This window comes from Moritella sp. F3 (genome assembly GCF_015082335.1).
In the GTDB taxonomy this organism is placed as follows: Bacteria; Pseudomonadota; Gammaproteobacteria; order Enterobacterales; family Moritellaceae; genus Moritella.
In genome coordinates, this window is sequence record NZ_BLRL01000001.1 from 177,199 (window position 1) to 198,220 (window position 21,022).

Below are 21,022 nucleotides of genomic sequence, written 5' to 3' on the forward strand. Positions count from 1 at the left end.
TTATGACTGTTATATCCGGCAAAGATTTAATTAAAAGTACCATCAACCTATTAAAAACACCAAAGCCTATCATTAAAGGCTTGTGGCACTTGCAGCAAGCAAAACCCGAACGTTTTATGTCTATTGGTTTATTGCTAGAACAGCAAGCCGCCAATAATTCTGACTTGATTGCAATACAATTTAAAGACCAGCGTTATAGCTACGACGCATTGAATAAGCAAGCGAATCAATATGCGCACTTTCTTCATGAATATGGCATTGGCCAAAATGACAAAGTTGCGATCATGCTGGATAATAGACCTGAAACCATCATTATTGCCCTCGCGGTTGTCAAGCTTGGTGCGATTGCCTGTATGATAAACACGACCCAACGGGACTCAATCCTTGAGCATAGCCTCAGCGTAGTCGATACACGATTACTCATCGCGGATGAATTATATATATCCGCCATTAATAATATTAAAACCAGTCTGTCATCGACGCTACAACAAAATGTCTTTTACATTCCCGCTTTAGCTGCATCAGACATGAACGATAAGTATAAAAACATAGCAACACTTGTAGCAAATTATTCAGTATTAAACCCTGAATCAACAGCGCAGATACAGCTTAAGCATTGTGCATTTTATATCTTTACCTCGGGTACAACGGGACTGCCAAAAGCAGCAAGAATGAGTCATCACCGTTGGTTTAAATCGATGGCTGGCATGGGAATGGCTTCATTACGCTTAACCGCTGACGATGTATTGTATCTATCACTGCCCTTGTACCACAACAATGCACTGACGGTATCATTGAGCGCTGTATTTGGTAACGCAGCGACCCTCGCACTCTCTGAAAAGTTCAGCTCAAGTCGTTTTTGGGATGAAGTTCGTACACATAAAGCCACTGCGTTTACCTACATCGGCGAGCTCTGCCGTTATTTATTAAATGTACCGCCTAACAATAACGACAAACAGCACAATGTAAAAAAAATCATTGGCAATGGATTACGCCCCGAGATTTGGGATGAATTCCAGCAACGTTTTGGCATCGAACATATTAATGAATTCTACGGCGCAAGTGAATGTAACCTTGTTTTCACTAACGCTTTGAATTTACCGCATACAGCTGGCGTTACTCCACTTGCTTTTACCGTAGTTAAATATGATATCGACAATGACGAACCGGTTTATAATGCGAAAGGTAAAATGATCAAGGTAAAAACAGGAGAAGTCGGATTACTGCTAACAAAAATAACCAAGCGTTCTCCATTTGATGGTTATACTGATGACAACGAAAGTAATAAAAAACTATTTAAGTCTGTTTTAAAAGACGATGATTGTTATTTTAATACCGGTGATCTCGTTAATTACCAAGGTTACCGTCATATCTCCTTTGTCGACAGATTAGGTGATACATTCCGCTGGAAAGGCGAAAATGTCGCCACGACGCAAGTTGAAGCGCAAGTTAACGATTTTGTTCAAATTGAGCAAAGTGTCGCTTATGGTGTTGAACTTCCACATCACGATGGCCGAGCGGGCATGGTCGCGCTTACTTTGAATTGCCCAATTCATGAATTTTCAGCGTCTGAATTCTATCAACATGTTAACGCGGCGCTACCAAGCTATGCACAGCCCATATTTGTACGTCTTCGTGAGCAACAAGACATCACTGGTACGTTCAAATACAAAAAAGCAGAATTGAAAAAAGAATCATTCCGCCCTAACGCTGCTACTGAGACTGTGTTAATAAAGCATCCAGGTCAAAAAAGTTACACCACGTTAGATAACAACGCGATAACGGCTATTGAGCTTAAAAAATTGTCTTTCTAACAACAACATTGCAGTATTCTTCCATAATAATTGATCTAGGCGAGCTAAGTCGCCTTTTACCCTTTCATATTGTATAAAACGACCTATGCTAGCTTTATTATTTGTATCTAATTTTTAAAGAGAACAATATGACAGTTACAATAGAAGTATGTGTAGATAATATAGAATCACTGCTGACGGCTCAAGCATCTGGAGCCGATCGTATTGAGTTGTGTTCGGCTTTAGCGTTGGGAGGCTTAACCGCCAACGCGGGCTTTGTACAAAAATCTCTTGATCTGGCAACGATTCCTATTTACGCCATTATTCGCCCTCGCGCAGGTGATTTTGTATATAGCGAACAAGAAGTTGATATCATGGTTTCTGATATCAAATTCATGAAGCTACTTGGTGTGCAAGGGGTCGTTATTGGCGCGTTAACAGCAGATGGTAATATTGACGAGGCAGCTTTAAAACGCTTAATGGCAGCATCTCGTGATATAGGCGTGACCTTCCACCGTGCTTTCGATTTGTGTAATCATCCACAACAAGCCTTGGAAATCTTAATCACTGCGGGTTGTGAACGTATTTTAACCTCTGGTCAACAAGCCCAAGCATTACAGGGTTGTGATTTAATCAAAGAATTAGTTAACCAAGCAGATGGCCGAATTAGTATTATGCCCGGTGCGGGTGTAAGCCCTATCAATGCACCAGACATTATTAGCCTTACGCAAGTAAAAGAATTACACCTGTCAGGAAAAACCACCAGAGCAAGTGCAATGAAACCTAATTCAGCAGTCAAAATGGGCACTGAATCTGAAGCAGATAGTTTAATATCAGTCACTTGTGCCAAAACTATCGCTGACATGGTCAAAATTGCTAATCGTTAAGCTAAAGAAACTAACGAATAGAGTACGACAGCGTCTAAAGCTTAAGGTAAATCATCAAAGTTCGATGTTTGCAGAATATGATAAGCAGGTTCTTCATAAGGGTGCGCAGCAATAAGTGCAGTGACTGCAGCCCTTACATTTTCAGCGCGACAAACCATTTCAACTCTAAACTCATCAACAAATTCAACCTCATTTAACTTGCCAATATGTGGTCGACTACCAAGTAAGGGTTGGAACTGCCCTGTCCCCAAACATTGCCAAGCACAACTATCATAATCACCGATGGTGCCAGCTCCGGCTTTAAATAAGGCGAGTTTGACCTCTTCAACATCGACTTGAGGCACATAAAAAATAATAACGAACATAACTTGTCTCTCCCGTAGCGCGATAACCATAGCCACATTGGTATAAATATGCGTCTACACAGGTGTAATGATACAACGACATTGATGTAAATATATTTTGTTTTGCTACTGACTAAGGTTTATATTAACAAAATCAATGAACCGAGGCTGCAGATTGTGAAGACTAACATTAAAAGTGACATCAAAAATAACAGTGACGTAAATCCATTTCAAATTTTCATGCTGATTTTATCACTTCATGTGGTTGTATCATCACTATTGCAACTCATTTTTACCTTTTCAAGTAACGTCACTGAAATATTAACGAGTGTAGATAATACGATTTGCTTATTCTTTTTCACTGACTTTGTCATACGTTTTCACCAAGCTGATAATAAATTGCAGTTTATGAAATGGGGTTGGATTGACCTATTGTCGAGTATTCCCATGGTCGAGCAATTGCAGTTTATTCGCATAATCCGTATTGCTAGAGTATTAAGATCTATCCAGAATATACGCTCATCAAAGATTATCTTAAAAATGATTTTTGAACACCGTTTTAAAGCCACCTTCTCGCTGGTATCTGCGATATCGTTCATCCTTGTCACCTTTGGTGCTATCGGTATTTTATTGTTAGAACAAGGACAAACAGGCAGTAATATTAATAATGGTATCGACGCACTTTGGTGGTCATTTGTGACTATAACGACTGTCGGCTACGGTGATTTCTACCCAGTCACCACAGGAGGACGTATCATAGCGGCGTTGCTAATGACTGCTGGTGTCGGCCTCTTTGGCACGTTTACCGGCTTCATATCATCATGGTTTGTCGATGGTGGGGAAGAGAGTCTTAAAAATACGACAAGTGTGGGTGAATTAAAAACGGAAGTTTGCGATTTAAAGCAAGATATCGCCGAACTAAAAGTACTCATTAGCCAGCAACATCAGCTCTTACAATCCCAAAAAGATAATTAATACTATTTAAAAATAATCAATAATATTTACACCGCCTTAAGCAACGTTTGCTAATCGATCAATTTTGTCCATGAGTAAGTCTTTTTTAAATGGTTTGGGAACATAATCATCCATACCAACATCAAAGCAACGTTGTATATCAGCGTCAAGTACACTAGCCGTTAATGCAATGATCGGCGTTGGCGTTATTGCAGATGACGTTTCCCATTCTCGGATATGTTCAGTTGCAGTAAAGCCATCCATAATTGGCATCATACAATCCATTAAGATGGCTTTATATTTGAATTCACCAGACGTCACTTTCGCGACAGCCTCCTCACCGTTATTGGCGATGTGGCTGTCGTAACCACACTGCTTAAGTAATAGTGTTGCTACTTTTTGATTAATCAAATTGTCTTCTACAATAAGTATCAAATTATTATCAACGCTGTTTTCAGTAACAGTGTCCGTGCTATCACTCTCAACACTTACCTGTTTAGCCTTACCCTGCTCTAATAGCACCCCTGCTGTATTTTCTTTGACGCCGAATGATTCAAGCTTATTAACCAGCGCTGCCTGAATGGTTTTTAATAGACGGTTGCCAAGTAGCGGCGTTGTCACTAAGCCATCAATACGATGGTCAAAATCATATTTATCGTCTGTATGAGATTGCACTAAAACAAACGCATACTTAAGATTTAGTTTGTTTAAAAAATCGATGTCTTTTAACGTTAGCTGAATGCTTTTTTGACAGTATATTATAACTTGATCTGTATTTTCATCTAATACTTGGCCCGTTAAATGATGAGGAAGCTCCTGCATATACGCGATTGACATAACGTTCTTTATATCACTACGTAATAATTCAGGTTGTATTTTCACACTTGAATCTATTTCATTTGTGATCACGATAATTTGAGTATTCGTTTCTACAAATTTCTGAGTTCTAATATCGACAGCTACATCAGCATAGATAGTAAAGAAGAAATCACTTCCCTTACCTTTCTCTGAATTGATCTCAATTTGTCCGCCCATCAATTCAACTAACTGCGTGCTAATGGCTAAACCTAAACCTGTACCACCAAACTCACGGGTAATCGAGCCGTCTTCTTGAGTAAATGGTTCAAAGATTTTCTTCTGTTTATCCGCTTCAATCCCGGTACCAGTATCGGCAACAGAAAAGTACAACTCAGCACGGTTATCAGCTAATATTTTAGACTTTAGTGTTAAACAAACAGCCCCACTATTGGTAAACTTAACAGCATTAGACAGTAAATTCATGAGCACCTGACGTAGTCTATGCTCATCGAGTAACAGATCATCAGGTAAATCAGCATCAATATTAACAACAAGACCCAGGTTTTTGAATGCTGCGCTTGGTATAACAATCGCGACGGTGTCGTAAACAACTTCGCGTAAATTACAATTATGATGAGAGATAGCTAAGTGGCCAGATTCAATCTTTGAAAAATCTAGAATATCGTTAATTAATATCAGTAACGTTTGCGATGAATTTTCAATGATCGCGAGATAATCTTGCTGGGTCGGTGTTAGTTTTGTGCTCGATAAAATATTGGACATACCGATAACACCATTTAACGGCGTTCTAATTTCATGAGACATGTTGGCCAAGAATGAGCTTTTCGCTACATTCGCCTGCTCTGCAGACTCCTTAGCTTGAATAATATGCCTTTCATTGATGTAGCGCTCTTCAATGAGTTTATTGAGCATTTTTGCAAACGCACTAAATTCATCTTTGCCATCTATGCTTATTTTAAGGGAGTAATCATGGCTGTCTTCAATACGCGTTAACGTGGTAATAATCTCTTTTAAATTACCGATGATACGTTGTATTAACATCCAACCTAAATAGGATGCACAGAGTAATAATGCGGTAATGAAAATTGAAAAAGCCACCACATGCATTTTAGCTTCAGCAACTTTGGCCTTAATTTTGACTGATAAATTGGCTCCAACATTTGACACGACTTCGTTGATTAATACGAGACGTTTATCCAACGCTGATATGTCGTAATTATTTGTTGTTTTAAAGTGTCCGTTTTGAATTAAGCTACGTAATGCATAACTGTCTGTGAATGCTTGATCTGAAAATGTACTTTGTAATAATGATATTTGATTGTTGTCAGCACTAATGGAAATAAAGCGTTCGATGAAAAGCTGTTGTCTTTCGACTATTGGCTGTAATAGAGGCTTTATATCCATGCCAATATCTCTGACGATTAAGTTGATATACCAATTTTCTTCATTGGCCCAAAAGTAAAGCCACTGCAATTGATATAACACCTCAATATTACTTTCAATCTCCTTATCCTTGATATCAAGGTTATTTTTTTCAAGAATAAAAAGTAACTGACTTGTTGAATCTGATATCCAGCTAGACCAATCATTGACATCAGCAGCAGCAATATCAACAAACTCTTCTTCTACGCCTTCAAGATCAGATAATAAATCAACGGCAGCCCCACTATCCTGCAGTGCCAGCGGGGCTAATTGCTTTAATTTATTAACCGATGCTGTGAATGCATTTAACTCATCTGTTGGTGTAACGACATCACTTGCTAACGCATTAACTCTCATACTGTGTAATAGCGCATTCAGATTTAGAGACTCGGTTAACAACTCCAATCGGTATTTTAATTTATCAAGTTGGTTTAATGTTGAAACAGACTCACTGACTCGATCGCCAATCAACAACGTGAGTAATAATAATGGGCATAATAATAAAATTATTAGCCGTTTTTTGATCGATACCGTATTTAGCATAAGATTATGACTTCCATGTAAAAATTTATTTGTTATTTGCTCTTTTTCTGTCTAACTTAAATGATAGATAACAGAACTAAAATTAGCAGGTAAACATGTTTAAAGGATTAAACTTACGCAGTTTTTGCGTCACAGTACTCATTATTTCGATCTCAGCACCGCTTTCTGCCAACGCAAAAGAAGAGATAACCGAAGATGAAGGTCGAAGTTTTGCTGTATTTTCATTAAATAACGACTTCCCTGAACTCAGTAAAAGTAAAGTAAGGATGATCTATAAAGGAAAAGTAAAACGAATTAATAAGAAAAATATTAATCTTGTTGATTTGACCGATGATGATAATGATAAAGCTGATTTTTACGACGGGTTACTGGGTAAATCGTTATCACAAATGAACGGCTATAGAGCAAGCTTAGCTTTTTCAGGTAAAGGTAATTTACCAACAACCATATCTGATAATGATATTGCATCCATTCTCGATTGGTTAGAAGAAAACCCCAATGGCATTGCTTACGCCACCATCAAGTCATTACCAGAAGATGTTAATGTTTTATTCGTTTTAGATCCGGAGGAATAGAGCATGAATATATCTACATATTGCTTTACGGCGACTGCACTCACACTTGCAACATTCTCAACAAACGCAAAAATCAACGTGACAGATGATATTTCACTCAGTGGCTTCGGTTCTACATCAATTACGCAGTCTGATAATGCGACACCATTGTATGTAAACAGAGAGATCACTGACGATACTTGCTACGATTGTGATACAATATTTGGTTTACAAGGTGATATACGTTTTAATGATAGCTTTAATGCATCCGTTCAGGTCGTAAAGCGCCCGCAGGATGAATGGTCATCACCAGAGTTAGAATGGGCATATCTTGGCTATAACATTTCAGACTTTAGTTTAAAAGTGGGTCGACTACGATTACCGCTGTTTCTCAGTTCCGAATACTATTATGTCGGACAATCCTATACATCAGCACGTCCCCCACAGGAAGTATATAATTCGGTCTTAGGGATTACCTCTTATGATGGTATTTCAGGAACATGGGATATTGAAATAAATGATGAGAGCTATTTAACACTAACGCCTTATGTAGGGATAGAAAGTAAGGGTGAGGTTGACATAGGTGCCACTAATTATGACTTTGATATTGAAAAAACTTTAGGTTTTAAAAGTGAGATAAGTGGCTTTGATTATCGAGTCATGTTTAATTACGCCCACTTTAAATATGCGGTTGATGTCACAACACCGCTAGGCTCGCAAAAGCTAGCAGCTGATAGCATCAACATATATACCTTAGGTGCGGAATATTCGCTAGAACAATGGATAATCACTACCGAAGTCTTAGTCGATACAATGCATTTTAATTGGTACTCCAGCTTAGCGTACAATATGGATAAGTTTACGCCTTATGTTACCTATGCTGAATCTCACCATAGCCAAAAAAACAATTCGTTATTATTAGGTGTGCGTTATGATTTAACAACAACCGTATCGCTAAATGCTGAATGGAAATATACCGATGCAAATGGTGGTAATAACGGTGAGTTACTCAAAAACCCTACCGATGGTGATTTAGATGCGCAGTTATATACCGTGATGGTTAACTTTATCTTCTAAAATAATATTCTTCATCTTTTGGAGACGAAAAAAACGCCATGTGGTTATGCCTAGACATTCCCACATGGCGTTATTTAAATCAGCTGTCGCTACATTATAAAATTATTGCTGACTCTCTACAATATCAGCAATAATTTGAGTGCGTTCAGCCGCCGTCATTGTTAAATATAAACGACTAATACGCACTGAATAACCGAACTTATCTTTACCTAATTGTTTAACCAGCTCAGGTAGCAATACAGTATCAAGATGGAATGTTTTGACGTAATGTTCAATCGCATGCTCGACACTCACAAATTCGGTACCATCAAAGCTAAATCCACCAGCGTCTTCATCTGGATCAAGTGGGATACCATTAAGACATAAAGGCCAGCCGATATAGTTAACCCTTGCTTGAACCATTGTATACATCATCCATGCGCTGCGCTTAAATCCTTCAAATGCAGCACCTTCGAACTCAGAATCTTGCAGTTCTTGCTCAGTCCAATTAGACCCGATGCTTAACGCTTTTTGGTATTTACGCGTTAACGCCGCTTTAACAACATTACGGTATTGATAAATAGACTGGCAACGCGCTTTCTTAACCACAGATAGGCACTCGTCACACGCAGGCACAGACAATGGTGCATGTGGCGCTTTATGCATATCGTCTATCAAAAACGGGATGTTAACGTTTAAGTGCGATGGTTCGCCACAAAACAAACACGTGTAGCGAACATTAAACGGGATATCTATTGCAGGATAATTGTCAGTAGACATGATACTCAGTTACTTCTTTTTCAACGTTAAAGTGCCTTTAACACGCGGCGCTGCTGGTTCAGCCTTAGCATTAGCCAGCTTTGCTTTTTCACGGTCGGCGATAATACTAAAGCGAGTCGCTGGTTTTTTATTATTTTTACGCTTTTCAGCTGATTCAAAACGTGCTCTTGATGCAATTTGCTCATCAGAAAAAGACGCTGATTTATCTTCTACAACGTCAGTCGATTTTTCATTCGCATTGGCTTTTACGTTTTCAGTCCAAAAATTAGTTGTTGAATCATCCAGGTCATCGACGTTAGTGCTTATTTCTTCTTGATTGTCAGACCAAAAATCTGTAGCTGGTGCATCACTTTCAACTTGCTCAGGGGTTGCAGCATAATCACCATAACCAAATCGTTTCTGACGTGCGGCACTATTTACACCACGTTTCGAGTGCTGACTTTTTGTTTTCGGTTTCTCTTGGCCATAGTCTGACGCTTCTTCAGTACTACTAGAGCTTTCAACCATGCTGTTTATTTCAGCCATTTCTTTATCAGTAAGTAGACGCCATTCGCCCGTTTTTAGGCCTTCCATATCGATATTCATAATACGTGTACGCGTCAATGATTTAACTTGGAATCCGAAATACTCACACATACGACGGATCTGCTGATTAAGACCTTGCGTTAAGATTATCTTAAATTCAAAGCGACCTTCACGCGTTACTTTACACGGTTTAGTGACTGTATCGAGGATCGGCACACCGCGAGCCATGTCTTTTAAGAAACGATCCGTAACTGTACTATCAACTTTAACCATGTATTCTTTTTCATGCGCGTTACCGGCACGTAAGATTTTATTCACAATATCACCGTCATTAGTTAAAAAGATAAGACCTTCTGAAGGTTTATCAAGTCGACCAATAGGGAATATGCGCGTGCTGTAATCAATCAAATCAATTACATTACCTTGAATATGACGTTCTGTTGTACATGTAATGCCTGCTGGCTTGTTTAAGGCAATATAGATACGCTTTTGCTTTTCTTTAACTGGCTTACCGTTTACAGATACCACATCATCATCTGACACTTTCGTCCCCATTTCTGGAATTTTACCATTAATAGTTACGCGACCTTGTTCAATCAAGCGGTCAGCCTCACGGCGAGAGCAGTAACCCGTGTCACTGATATATTTATTAAGTCGTGTTAGTTTGATGTCTTGTTGTGTCATGATAATTTATACTAATATTAAAGGAATTTGGAATTGCGTTAAGGTTTTGAGAATTTAAACTTCAGAAAGACCGCAATTAAGTGCCCGAAGTATAACAGAAGGCATTATTATCAAGCAATATTAGTGCATATATTTAACCGTTGAAGTTATTAATATTAATTCACCCGCAAATATTGGGTTTTTTTCACTCTTCGTGGTACATTGCCCACATTATTGGGTGATCTATAATAACCCTCATTATTTCAAGGCAGAGCAAAGAACTATGGCAGAATTAGGTAAGTTAAATACCTTAGAAATTATCAAAGAAACTGGATCAGGTTTCTACCTGGACGGCGGTGTATTAGGCGAAATTCTATTACCTTTTACAAACTCACCATTAGATATTGAAATCGGTGATGATCTAGAGGTATTTATCTACCTTGATTCAGAAGACCGCATCATTGCAACAACACAAAAAGTACTTGGTGCTGTTGGCGAATTTGTCATGCTAAAAGTAAAACAAGTAAACAATGTTGGTGCATTCCTTGATTGGGGTTTAGATAAAGACTTGCTAGTTCCTTATAGCGAACAGCGTACCCCACTACAAGTTGGTCGTGAATACCTTGTTGCTATCTACTTAGATCGTATCCATGGTCGTATCACAGCAACAACAAAACTTGATCGTCATGTAGACAATGTACCTGCACGTTACAAGATCCACGAAGAAGTTGAAATCACGCCGGTTGACCCAACAGAGCTTGGTTACAAAGTGATCGTAAATAATACGCATTGGGGTGTTGTTTACAAGAACGAAATGTTTAAGAAATTAAATCGTGGTGAAAAACAAAAAGCATATATCCAAAAAGTACGTGAAGACGGCAAAATTGATATCCTGCTTAATGAACCTGGTCACGGTAAAGTTACTGACTTTAGCCAAGTATTATTATCAGAGCTAAATAAACACGGTGGTTTCATGCCGGTAACTGATAAGACAGACCCTGAAACAATCTCTCGTTTATTTGGTGTTAGTAAGAAGACATTCAAAAGCGCAGTTGGTCAATTATTCAAGAAAGGTATAATTGATATTGTTAAGACGGGTAACGTTGGCTTACAAGTTAAAGACACTGAATAATCTTAACTATATAACGTGATGACATGAAGTGTAAGTACTGCCAATTCAATAGGTAATACTGAATGACTTTTAATCGTTAGGTAAATAGTGATGAAATAAAAATGGAAGCCAATTGGCTTCCATTTTTTATTTACGCGTTGCAATTCTAATGTTGAGCCAATGCATCCCTAATAATGAATCAATGCACTATTTGCGAAATAGACACGTTGGCTTGCTTATCCATCTCTGCAGAACCTAAAATCATAATGAGCTCATCATCAGAGTACGCAGATAAATCATTCGCTTGTTCTATAATGTCTTCCATAACAGGGTTTAACTCACCATTATGCACTCGATGCCATTGATAGAAACTAATCAGTAAAACTTGTAATACATAGCCTTCATCTAACAAGGCTATATCGATACCACTTTCTAATGCCACAGCTTCCAACGTTTCAATATCAAAGGAAATACTACCGTCATCATCAAGTTCTAGTCCTAATGAATCAAAATTAATCCCATCAGGGATACTAATTTCGACTCTAGTTAATGCGGAAATATCCATATTGCATTCCCTCTTTAAGTCAAGCATAGATACAAAGTAACACTAATTCGAAAAAAAACAAGCTTATAGCGCATACAACAAATTATGTTTCTGTTGCTGTAACCTTAACATCTGTAAAGGTAAAGGCTAACTCATCATCTTTCAGCTGAATATCAACCGCGCCACCATTTGACAGTTTACCAAACAAAATTTCATTCGCTAGGTTACGCTTGATTTTATCCTGAATAACACGCGCCATTGGACGTGCGCCCATGGTCTTGTCATAACCCTTATTTGCTAACCATTTCCGAGCATCGTTGGAAACATTCAATGCGACTTGTTTATCGTCTAATTGAGCTTCTAATTCAACTAAGAATTTATCAACAACCATATGGATCACATCCATATCTAAATGATTAAACCAAATGATATTATCTAAACGGTTACGGAATTCAGGCGCAAATAATTTGTTCACTTCGCCAAGCGCATCACTATTATTATCTTGTTCTTTAAAGCCAATTGACTGACGCACTGTTTCTGTTGCGCCCGCATTTGTCGTCATCACAAGAATAATATTACGGAAATCAGCTTTACGACCGTTATTATCAGTTAACGTACCGTTATCCATCACCTGCAACAGCAAGTTAAACACATCAGGATGCGCCTTTTCGATTTCATCGAGAAGCACAACGGCATGTGGTTGCTTGATCACTGCATCAGTTAATAAACCACCTTGATCATAACCAACATAACCTGGAGGTGCACCGATTAAACGAGACACGGTATGACGTTCCATATACTCGGACATATCAAAACGGATCAGATCTACACCCATAATTTTGGCTAAACGTTGAGTAACCTCTGTTTTACCAACACCAGTGGGTCCAGCAAATAAGAACGAACCGATTGGTTTCCTTTCAGCACCAAGGCCTGAACGTGATAAACGGATCGCATCAGTCAATACTTCAATTGCAGGGTCTTGACCAAACACAACCATTTTCAGATTACGCTCTAAGTTCTTAAGAACATCTCGGTCATTTGAAGAGACTGATTTTTCTGGTATACGCGCCATCTTCGCTACAATCGATTCGATTTCACTAATGCCAATCGTTTTCTTACGCTTATTGACTGGTAGCAAGCGCTGTTTAGCTCCCGCTTCATCCATTACATCAATGGCTTTATCAGGTAGCTGACGTTCATTAATGTATTTTGCAGATAATTCAGTCGCTGCACGAAGTGCTTTCGCGGTATAACGCACATCATGATGCTCTTCGTAACGAGATTTAAGTCCTTGCAGGATCTTAACTGTATCGTCAATAGAAGGTTCAATTACGTCTACTTTTTGGAAACGTCGGGCAAGCGCGCTGTCTTTCTCAAAAATTTGACTGTATTCAGAATACGTCGTTGAACCGATACAACGTAGCGTACCGTTACTGAGCAGTGGCTTAATTAAGTTCGCAGCATCAAGTTGTCCACCAGACGCCGCACCAGCTCCAATGATAGTGTGTATTTCATCAATAAATAAAATAGCATCATCATGTTTTTGCAGCTGCTTCAATAACGATTTAAAACGTTTTTCAAAATCACCACGATATTTAGTACCAGCGAGCAACGCACCAAGATCAAGTGAGAATACCTGAGTATTTTTCATTACATCGGGTACTTCTTCATGCACGATTCTGTACGCAAGACCTTCCGCAATTGCAGTTTTACCAACACCGGCTTCACCAACCAATAATGGATTGTTTTTACGTCGTCGACACAAGATCTGAATAGTACGGTTTAGTTCTTCTTCACGACCAATTAACGGGTCAATGCGTCCCTCAACAACTGACTTGTTCAAATTGGTTGAGAAATTTTCCAATTTTGTTGATTGATCTTCGCCGTCATTGATTGCTTGTTCTGAAGCATCTTGATTGTCTTCAACATGCGGTTCTTCATCATTTTTGCGTATTCCATGTGAGATAAAATTAATCACATCGAGACGACTCATGCCTGATTTTTTTAAAATATAGGCAGCTTGAGACTCTTGCTCACTGAAAATAGCAACAAGTACATTGGCCCCTGTCACTTCGTTATTACCTGAGGATTGCACATGAAACACTGCGCGTTGTAAAACGCGTTGAAAACCAAGTGTTGGCTGCGTCTCTCGATCTTCGTCAGACTCAGGTAAAATAGGTGTAGTCTGTTCTAAAAAGAGGAGTAGTTCATCACGAATAGCGTCGATATCACCAGAACAGCCTTTAATTGCTTCGCAGGCAGACTTGTTACTTAGTAGTGAAACCAGTAGATGCTCGACCGTCATGAACTCATGACGATTTTCACGTGCAGTTTTAAACGCTTCATTCAGCGTAATTTCTAGATCTTTGCTTAACATAGGCATCTCCCTATAACTACGTGTTGCGTAACATTGCCACCATTACGCTTATGCTTGTTCCATGGTACATAATAAGGACTGTTCGTTGTCTTTTGCATATTGCATTACCTGTGATACTTTTGTTTCGGCTATATCAGCCGTAAATACACCACAAACACCCCTGCCCCGATAATGAACAGTTAACATGATTTGGTTAGCCTTATCTATATCCATAGAAAAAAACCTTTGCAGTACATCTACAACGAAATCCATTGGAGTATAGTCATCATTATTCAAAAACACTTTGTAAAATGAAGGTGGTTTTAACTCTTGCTCACTTTCTATACTTGTTTTGAAATCAATCAGTTCATCTAACTTACTCATAATTCTATCTTAGTACCTATCACAGATTTGGGCTAATAACTTTCAACCTTTCGTCTAAGTTTACCTCATTTTAACCATTTTTAGGAATATTAACTTGACTATAGTTGCGAATAAACTAAATTTATTAACAAGATGCATTTATTTATGATCAATTAATTAACTTTATTGTTGATAATTACATACATCTATTCTCCTTAAGTTAATAAGGGTGACGACAGTTCAGTAATCAAACAATTTGCAATTACAGAAAGGATGCAGAAGTATGGCAACCGGTACGGTTAAATGGTTCAATAATGCTAAGGGATTCGGCTTCATTTGCCCAGAGTCTGGTGGTGATGATGTGTTCGCACACTTTTCAATTATACAGATGGATGGATACCGAACGTTAAAAGCGGGACAGCTGGTAGATTATGAAATTGACGAAGGACCAAAAGGCTCACACGCGATTTCTATTTCTGCGCATGAGACAAGCGAAATAAAATAACGGCCTTCTATCGTGATAAAAAGCAGCTAAGCTGCTTTTATTTTTCAACTTTACATATTTAAGCTCTTCGCAATCGCTAATATAAACAATTCAACAATTCAACAATTCAACAATTCAACAATTCAACAATTCAACAATTCAACAATTCAACAATGTATCTAAACACGCATTTAGCTCTTTAACGACTAAATTTATAATAAACATCCACAGCACTATCAACGCCACTGACTAATTCGATATAAAGTTTTGGAATGATCTCGTATCGTACAATCACTTCACTGAGTGCTGAAAATATGCCTATTCCGTAACGGATCTGAACGCCTGGTAATATGTAACCACTCATTTCAACGCGTGTATCATTTCCTTGCCCTTGAGTATCAATGGCAAAATCTTTGACTCCTAATGTATCACCGACAAATCCAATAACCCCCTCACTTTGACCAAGGCTCGAACTAATAAGCAATGTTTTGATGACATCATCTTGGCTCGTCTCATCTTCAGAACCAATATCACGACCACGTAATAAGTATGAAATCATGCGCGTCTGCTCCATGTCTGGCTCTGAAAATATTGTAAACACTGGTTTTTTAGCTGGGCCAATAAGGCGTACGCCGACAATGACATTATCTTCAGTCAGCTCGGTGTTCCGGATCGCTTCAACGTTAATGAGCGGGTTATCTATCGAACCAGAGAACACAACTTGGCCCTGACGAATATACAGATCCTGTCCAAACGAACGGTAGCGACCATTTTCAAATTGCAGTATCCCGTCAGAGAACAAGTTACCATCTTTATCTAACACGATAGTTACCGCGCCCGTTATATTAGATTTGAGACCAAAAGAATTAATTTTAACATCGTCTAGCAGCTTAATATTAACTTCAACATCAAGTGGATAGGATTGGTAGTTAGTTACATTCTCAGCATCAATAATAATAACATCATTAGACACCTGGATAGCGCTCTGTGGTAATTGCTCAACTTTGATTAGCGCAGACGGAATGACAATATCACCAGTGATTTTTGCACCGACATCGTCCCCGGCAATTTTAATTTTTGGACTGAACTGTAATTTAACGCCTTTATTATCATCAAACTCAAAATTATCGCCGTGAAGTAACAGCTCATAATTGAATGAATCGCCCCAAGCAAGGCTACCAACAGCTTTCGCGGTCCCCCTTCCAGAGTTAGCAGTGCCAGTAATCGTTGCATTTTCACCACTCACCTCAATATTAAATTGAAAGCTTTCCAATGTGACCGGTAATTCATCACCCGCTAAATAGCCATTGTTAACATTAAACTGGCCAATAACTTTAGGTTTATCTAGCGTTCCATCAATAATACCAGCGCCAGATACAACCCCATTAAGCACGTCTATTTGATAAACCAAAGGCTCCATAAATGAGAGATCAATATCAATAATATCGATTTCACCGCTCAGTTCACGCGTCGTAAATACGTCATCGATTCGAATATCAGCTGTTACACCGCCTAACTCATGGGATTGAATATTCGCTTTGACTGAGAGGCTCGATTCATCTAAACCCACTTTCATTGTTAGAGTTTCAAAATTTGCAGCATTGCTTTCTTCTTCATTATAAATAAGCATCGAACCATTAACGATACTCAATTCAGAATTTAACTGTAACGGTGTTTCTTTCCCCCATGAAACCTTACTCGCAATATTGAGTAAACCTTCAATTTCAAGGTTGCTTGCAGATTCTAACTCCAATTTATTAATATCGTAATCATGCAATTGGAATTCAAATTTATCGGCCTGATCAAGCTTGCCATCAAAACCTAAACAGAGCGTTGCTTGTTTTTCATTCCAACAATGTTGCTCAACAGAAAGGTAATTATCTTCACCTGCGTAAGAAAATTGCACATTGGGATCTATGATCCAATTGCCATATTCGGAATTTACTCGTCCTTTGGTCACTTTTCCTTGCCAAGTATCACCTAGCCAGGCGCCTGCAATCTTCAACTGCGCGTTATTTTTATCATTTTCAACGTTGAGACTGATACTATTGCGAGCACTATCTGCTTGATATTCAGCATCTACCTTATTAATCACCTGTTCGCCAATGCGTAGCTCTTCACCAGAAAGCGAGAGCACACCTTCAGGGCGTTCTGTTAAGCTAATTCGGCCATTTAGTTCGGCACGTTTTAAGCTATTATCTTGCAAAGATACATTATCAGTGAAAAAATTAAAGTTTAACCAAGGCTTAGATTTGTTGCCAATAACAGTGAAATAGCCAAAAGCACTGCCCGAAGTCCCCGAGATATAAGGCGCGAACGTTTTTACATCTATTTCACCGCCTAACTTGAATTGCTCATTAATGATACCGTCTAGTTGAATAGAATCCTCGCCGCGGAAAAGAGCAAGATTATTCAAACGCCAATATAAATTTTGGTTTAAGGTAAGCTGTCCCTGTAGTGTTAATGGATAACCTTCAACATCAGCAGCAAGATTAATATCATGTACATCGACAAGCCAATCATTATTAGATTGCGGTTGAAGTTTAAAATCAACGCGAACATCACCACGGGGTTGTAATTTTACGTCAGGCCAATATTTATCAAGATGTACACCGCTCGTCGCTACTTTACTGCTCACTGTAATCTCATTGACCCAATCAACTTTAGCTGAAGCGGTCACTGTTCCACCTAAAGTTTCAGCGTTAATCTTTGATAATGACAGTCCGTTTAAATTCCCCCTTCCCTTTACGTTTAGGTCGAGTAACGGGGCATTATCAATATCAAGTAAACCAGAAAGGCTAATCTTATAATCGTCTAAATCCCCTTGTAATGATAACGAACCCGCCGTTGTTTCAATAAATGATGGTGAGAATAATGGCCAGCCTAGATCCTGCCAATTAGCATCAATAGAAAATGGTAACGCTGACTTTAGCGGTGATAATGACGCCTTAATATTAATTTCAGTATTTTTCTGTCCCTGACCCTTATTTGTGGTTTTTTCTCGAACTGGCGCGGAAGTATTTATCGATAAGTTGATGTTATCAAGACTACCTCCGGCTTTCACATCAACGACAAGCTGGTTTAGTAATTCGGGCTGCTTTAATGTGGTTTGCACATTTACAAACAGCGGGTAGCCTTGCTGTAATAATATCTCTCCCGTTAAGCGGGTGTCAGCCTGTGGCATGACCACATTCAGTTTTTCAACACCCACTTCACCGGCGTCAATAAAACCAACTAAGTCAATTGCATTGAAGTCCAAAAATAAGTCATTAACCTGGAGTTTAGATTGCAGTAATTTAGCATCGAGTACATCAACTCGTAATGGGATGGATACCTGATAAAGTGAAAATTCATTGAGCAGTTCAGAAACAACATCTAATTGCTTGATGTTTTCAACCATAGTCTGCGCTTGCTTTGTTTCTATAGCACTGCTATTTGCTATTTCAGTCATCACTTTCACAAATACATTTGTGGTCTTGAGTGATGTAACAGTGATATCGCGCCCAGATAAATTAACCGCACCTTCAAGTCGATCTGCTGTAATGTGGGTATTGGCGACTTCAACATTGATATTACTAATATCGATGTTCTTCGCTCGAATGACCAATGGGATATTCAACTGCCAATCAGTATTAGTTATTTGATCATCAAGCGCTGCGATACGGGTTAATGCATCACCTAAATCGATACCTAAAAGTACCGGAGGCTCTTTTTCAAGTGACATTGAATAATTCACTGCTGCAGCATTAATTGAGTTGACGCAAACTTCTGCACTGAGTAAACAAGATAAATCAATTTGGTAATCTAGATCTGTAATCGACAATTGCAATAAATCACCTTGCCAATCGATTTCTTTCCAGCGGGCCTGACTTAATACACTACCTTGCTCTAATATAAGGTGCAGTGGCAAGTCGGATTTATTCAATTTATTAATAATATATTGATTACCAGCATGGCTGCCAAGCAACCCAGCAATCGCGCCAAAAAATAAAACCAGTAAAGTAAAAAATAGTGCAAATAAACGCATTACAATTCAGGTCCAATGTACAGGTGAAAAGTATACTTAGTATCAGTATCTGAGTTAACAGGCACCGCAAAGTCAAGTTTAACAGGTCCGATCGGGGTCATCCAGCGGATGCCTGTTCCGATACCCACACTAACAGGTTCAGAAAAATCATTAGTTGAAGTCCCTGCATCGGCAAAAATACCAATACGCCATTTTTCTGCAAATTGATAACCGTACTCAAGTGAACCTACAGTTAAATAACGGCCACCGATATAAGCTCCAGCATCATCGGTTGGCGTAACCGTTTCATAGTCATAACCGCGTATACTCTGGCTACCACCAGCAAAGAAACGCATTGAAGCAGGTACGCTTTCAATTTCATCAACATAAATAGCGCCAAGATCGAAACGGCCAGTAAAGAAATGTGTTCTATTAAGAGAGCGTAAATATTTCGTTCGGCTTTGTACTTTTAGCATATCAGTATCCGCGCCCCAATATTTACTCGCGGTTTCAAAACTAAATAATTGCTGATTCCCCCAATAAGGGTCAACACCGCCGCGTTGTTTCGTTCTCGCAAAACTGACACCAGGTAATATCATCAGACTACTACCAACTTGACTACCTTGCGTAAAATCTTCTTGTTCTACTTTGATAAACCAAGTTCGTAGCCACTTTGATTCGAGCTCAAACTGACGCTGTAACTGAAGCGTAAACAATTTACTGTCGGTATCTTTATTATCTTTCCGCTGAAAACCAAGCTGAATTTTAGCGATATTGGTAATTGGATCCTCAATGGGTATATCATAGTTTAATGTCAACTCCTGCTGCACTGTTGAATATTCAAAATCAGCAGAAATACTATCACCACGACTGTTGATCCAAGGCTTCTTCCAACCGAGTGACCCCCTAAAACCAACGTCACTCAAGAAGCCTACGCCGACCTCATAGGTATTACTTGGGTGGTTGATAACCGTAATAATAATTGGTACCTGACCATCTTTTCTCGCATTAAGATCTGGCACTACCGATGCTGACTGGAAATAACGACTATTGAACAAGGCTAAACTGTATTCTGCAACCAAATTAGACTCAAATTCTTGCCCTACTTTAAAGGTCGCTAACTCAGAGATAATAGACGCTGATTTAGTTTGGTTAGAGAGCACTGATTCACCAAATACATAACGTTCTTTACTATCAAAGATAAGATCAATATCTGCTAAATGCTTTTTAATACTGACTCTGACTTCACTTTTTTGCCATTTACCATCGAAATAGCCACGCGCGATCGCAAGCTTGGTAATATCCGCTTTAAGCTTGTCATAATTTTGGTGTGATAAATTAGACCCAGGGATAAGTTGCTTGGTACTGAGTAATTTCAGGAACATCGGATCATCAGCCGCGTCACCCTTAATCTGAATATTAACGTTAGCCAGTTTCACTCTTTGACCGAGTTTAATCTCGATAAAGACCAGTAGTTCATCGTCATCAAGTGTCAGATTAATGGTTATATCTGGGGCATAAAAACCGAATACTTGAATAGAATCGACAATGTTTTTTCTAACTTTAGATTCAAAAAAGCTGTAATTATTACCCTTAGGGACTGCGATTGTGGAAAGGTATGAATCAATATTGTCTTCGATATCACCTGAAACACCAGTTAATTTAAAATCGATACTGGAGACCGCGAATGCAGGTACAGAGAAAACTGCAGAATATAACAACAGAATAAGTGTGAATAGCGTGCGTAATTTCACTAACTGAGACCTTGACTTAGCACAGTTCAAATAAAGAATCGTACTTTCCATGTGAAGGAAAATG

At 38.8% G+C, this 21,022-nt stretch carries 16 protein-coding genes; 7 read left to right on the top strand and 9 right to left on the bottom strand.

Translation table 11 applies throughout. The features are described from left to right. The first annotated feature begins 2 nt into the window (after nucleotides 1–2). Nucleotides 3–1,814 (top strand): long-chain-acyl-CoA synthetase, encoded by a 1,812-nt coding sequence (locus JFU56_RS00745; protein ID WP_198435383.1) that lies wholly within the window; start codon nucleotides 3–5, stop codon nucleotides 1,812–1,814. Nucleotides 1,815–1,942: 128 nt separating this feature from the next. Beyond that, entirely contained in the window at nucleotides 1,943–2,680 is a 738-nt protein-coding gene (locus JFU56_RS00750; protein ID WP_198435384.1) for a copper homeostasis protein CutC, read from the top strand. A 41-nt stretch (nucleotides 2,681–2,721) separates the two neighbouring features. Here JFU56_RS00750 and JFU56_RS00755 read toward each other — a convergent pair whose 3' ends face one another. Then, the gene (locus JFU56_RS00755; protein WP_198435385.1) at nucleotides 2,722–3,045 is read right to left on the bottom strand and encodes an NGG1p interacting factor NIF3; all 324 of its coding nucleotides are present in this window, start codon (nucleotides 3,043–3,045) and stop codon (nucleotides 2,722–2,724) included. 156 nt (nucleotides 3,046–3,201) lie between these two features. Here JFU56_RS00755 and JFU56_RS00760 point away from each other — a divergent pair, with 156 nt between their 5' ends. Next, complete coding sequence (locus tag JFU56_RS00760) at nucleotides 3,202–3,999, top strand: ion transporter (RefSeq protein ID WP_198435386.1); 798 nt, start codon at nucleotides 3,202–3,204, stop codon at nucleotides 3,997–3,999. Between the two features lie 36 nt (nucleotides 4,000–4,035). Here JFU56_RS00760 and JFU56_RS00765 read toward each other — a convergent pair whose 3' ends face one another. Beyond that, the gene (locus JFU56_RS00765; RefSeq protein WP_198435387.1) at nucleotides 4,036–6,762 is read right to left on the bottom strand and encodes an ATP-binding protein; all 2,727 of its coding nucleotides are present in this window, start codon (nucleotides 6,760–6,762) and stop codon (nucleotides 4,036–4,038) included. Between the two features lie 95 nt (nucleotides 6,763–6,857). On the opposite strand from JFU56_RS00765, the gene JFU56_RS00770 reads away from it, so the two are divergent. Together JFU56_RS00770 and JFU56_RS00775 are read left to right on the top strand one after the other, a co-directional pair. Then, nucleotides 6,858–7,337 (top strand): hypothetical protein, encoded by a 480-nt coding sequence (locus JFU56_RS00770; protein WP_198435388.1) that lies wholly within the window; start codon nucleotides 6,858–6,860, stop codon nucleotides 7,335–7,337. Between the two features lie 3 nt (nucleotides 7,338–7,340). After that, nucleotides 7,341–8,393, top strand: a complete 1,053-nt coding sequence (locus tag JFU56_RS00775) for a hypothetical protein (protein ID WP_198435389.1) — start codon at nucleotides 7,341–7,343, stop codon at nucleotides 8,391–8,393. Nucleotides 8,394–8,495: 102 nt separating this feature from the next. On the opposite strand, the gene JFU56_RS00780 is transcribed toward JFU56_RS00775, so the two are convergent. Together JFU56_RS00780 and rluF are read right to left on the bottom strand one after the other, a co-directional pair. Next, entirely contained in the window at nucleotides 8,496–9,152 is a 657-nt protein-coding gene (locus JFU56_RS00780) for a hypothetical protein (protein WP_198435390.1), read from the bottom strand. Nucleotides 9,153–9,161: 9 nt separating this feature from the next. Beyond that, a complete protein-coding gene (gene rluF / locus JFU56_RS00785; protein WP_198435391.1) occupies nucleotides 9,162–10,361 on the bottom strand; it encodes a 23S rRNA pseudouridine(2604) synthase RluF in 1,200 nt (399 codons plus the stop codon). 262 nt (nucleotides 10,362–10,623) lie between these two features. Here rluF and JFU56_RS00790 point away from each other — a divergent pair, with 262 nt between their 5' ends. After that, nucleotides 10,624–11,472, top strand: coding sequence for a S1 RNA-binding domain-containing protein (locus JFU56_RS00790; protein ID WP_198435392.1), 849 nt, complete (start codon nucleotides 10,624–10,626; stop codon nucleotides 11,470–11,472). Between the two features lie 178 nt (nucleotides 11,473–11,650). Here JFU56_RS00790 and JFU56_RS00795 read toward each other — a convergent pair whose 3' ends face one another. From JFU56_RS00795 to clpS, 3 genes are all read right to left on the bottom strand, one after another. Beyond that, a complete protein-coding gene (locus tag JFU56_RS00795; protein WP_198435393.1) occupies nucleotides 11,651–12,016 on the bottom strand; it encodes a hypothetical protein in 366 nt (121 codons plus the stop codon). 82 nt (nucleotides 12,017–12,098) lie between these two features. Continuing rightward, nucleotides 12,099–14,372 (bottom strand): ATP-dependent Clp protease ATP-binding subunit ClpA, encoded by a 2,274-nt coding sequence (gene clpA / locus JFU56_RS00800; RefSeq protein ID WP_198435394.1) that lies wholly within the window; start codon nucleotides 14,370–14,372, stop codon nucleotides 12,099–12,101. A 48-nt stretch (nucleotides 14,373–14,420) separates the two neighbouring features. Then, on the bottom strand, nucleotides 14,421–14,735 hold the full coding sequence (gene clpS / locus JFU56_RS00805; RefSeq protein ID WP_019440075.1) for an ATP-dependent Clp protease adapter ClpS: 315 nt from the start codon (nucleotides 14,733–14,735) through the stop codon (nucleotides 14,421–14,423). A 262-nt stretch (nucleotides 14,736–14,997) separates the two neighbouring features. Between clpS and cspD the strand changes: the two genes are divergently transcribed. Next, nucleotides 14,998–15,219, top strand: a complete 222-nt coding sequence (gene cspD / locus JFU56_RS00810) for a cold shock domain-containing protein CspD (protein WP_198435395.1) — start codon at nucleotides 14,998–15,000, stop codon at nucleotides 15,217–15,219. Nucleotides 15,220–15,397: 178 nt separating this feature from the next. On the opposite strand, the gene JFU56_RS00815 is transcribed toward cspD, so the two are convergent. Both JFU56_RS00815 and JFU56_RS00820 read right to left on the bottom strand, forming a co-directional pair. Next, nucleotides 15,398–19,225, bottom strand: coding sequence for a translocation/assembly module TamB domain-containing protein (locus JFU56_RS00815; RefSeq protein ID WP_198435396.1), 3,828 nt, complete (start codon nucleotides 19,223–19,225; stop codon nucleotides 15,398–15,400). Further along, nucleotides 19,225–20,958 (bottom strand): autotransporter assembly complex family protein, encoded by a 1,734-nt coding sequence (locus JFU56_RS00820; protein ID WP_198435397.1) that lies wholly within the window; start codon nucleotides 20,956–20,958, stop codon nucleotides 19,225–19,227. Before JFU56_RS00820 ends, JFU56_RS00815 begins: the two co-directional genes overlap by 1 nt. Nucleotides 20,959–21,022: the final 64 nt, after the last annotated feature.

Coding starts and splice junctions, on each gene's coding strand:
- JFU56_RS00770 (WP_198435388.1), top strand. CDS start 6,858: ATGTTTAAAGGATTAAACTTACGCAGTTTTTGCGTCACAGTACTCATT.
- rluF (WP_198435391.1), bottom strand. CDS start 10,361: ATGACACAACAAGACATCAAACTAACACGACTTAATAAATATATCAGT.
- JFU56_RS00775 (WP_198435389.1), top strand. CDS start 7,341: ATGAATATATCTACATATTGCTTTACGGCGACTGCACTCACACTTGCA.
- JFU56_RS00780 (WP_198435390.1), bottom strand. CDS start 9,152: ATGTCTACTGACAATTATCCTGCAATAGATATCCCGTTTAATGTTCGC.
- JFU56_RS00755 (WP_198435385.1), bottom strand. CDS start 3,045: ATGTTCGTTATTATTTTTTATGTGCCTCAAGTCGATGTTGAAGAGGTC.
- clpA (WP_198435394.1), bottom strand. CDS start 14,372: ATGTTAAGCAAAGATCTAGAAATTACGCTGAATGAAGCGTTTAAAACT.
- cspD (WP_198435395.1), top strand. CDS start 14,998: ATGGCAACCGGTACGGTTAAATGGTTCAATAATGCTAAGGGATTCGGC.
- JFU56_RS00790 (WP_198435392.1), top strand. CDS start 10,624: ATGGCAGAATTAGGTAAGTTAAATACCTTAGAAATTATCAAAGAAACT.
- clpS (WP_019440075.1), bottom strand. CDS start 14,735: ATGAGTAAGTTAGATGAACTGATTGATTTCAAAACAAGTATAGAAAGT.
- JFU56_RS00765 (WP_198435387.1), bottom strand. CDS start 6,762: ATGCTAAATACGGTATCGATCAAAAAACGGCTAATAATTTTATTATTA.
- JFU56_RS00795 (WP_198435393.1), bottom strand. CDS start 12,016: ATGGATATTTCCGCATTAACTAGAGTCGAAATTAGTATCCCTGATGGG.
- JFU56_RS00815 (WP_198435396.1), bottom strand. CDS start 19,225: ATGCGTTTATTTGCACTATTTTTTACTTTACTGGTTTTATTTTTTGGC.
- JFU56_RS00750 (WP_198435384.1), top strand. CDS start 1,943: ATGACAGTTACAATAGAAGTATGTGTAGATAATATAGAATCACTGCTG.
- JFU56_RS00745 (WP_198435383.1), top strand. CDS start 3: ATGACTGTTATATCCGGCAAAGATTTAATTAAAAGTACCATCAACCTA.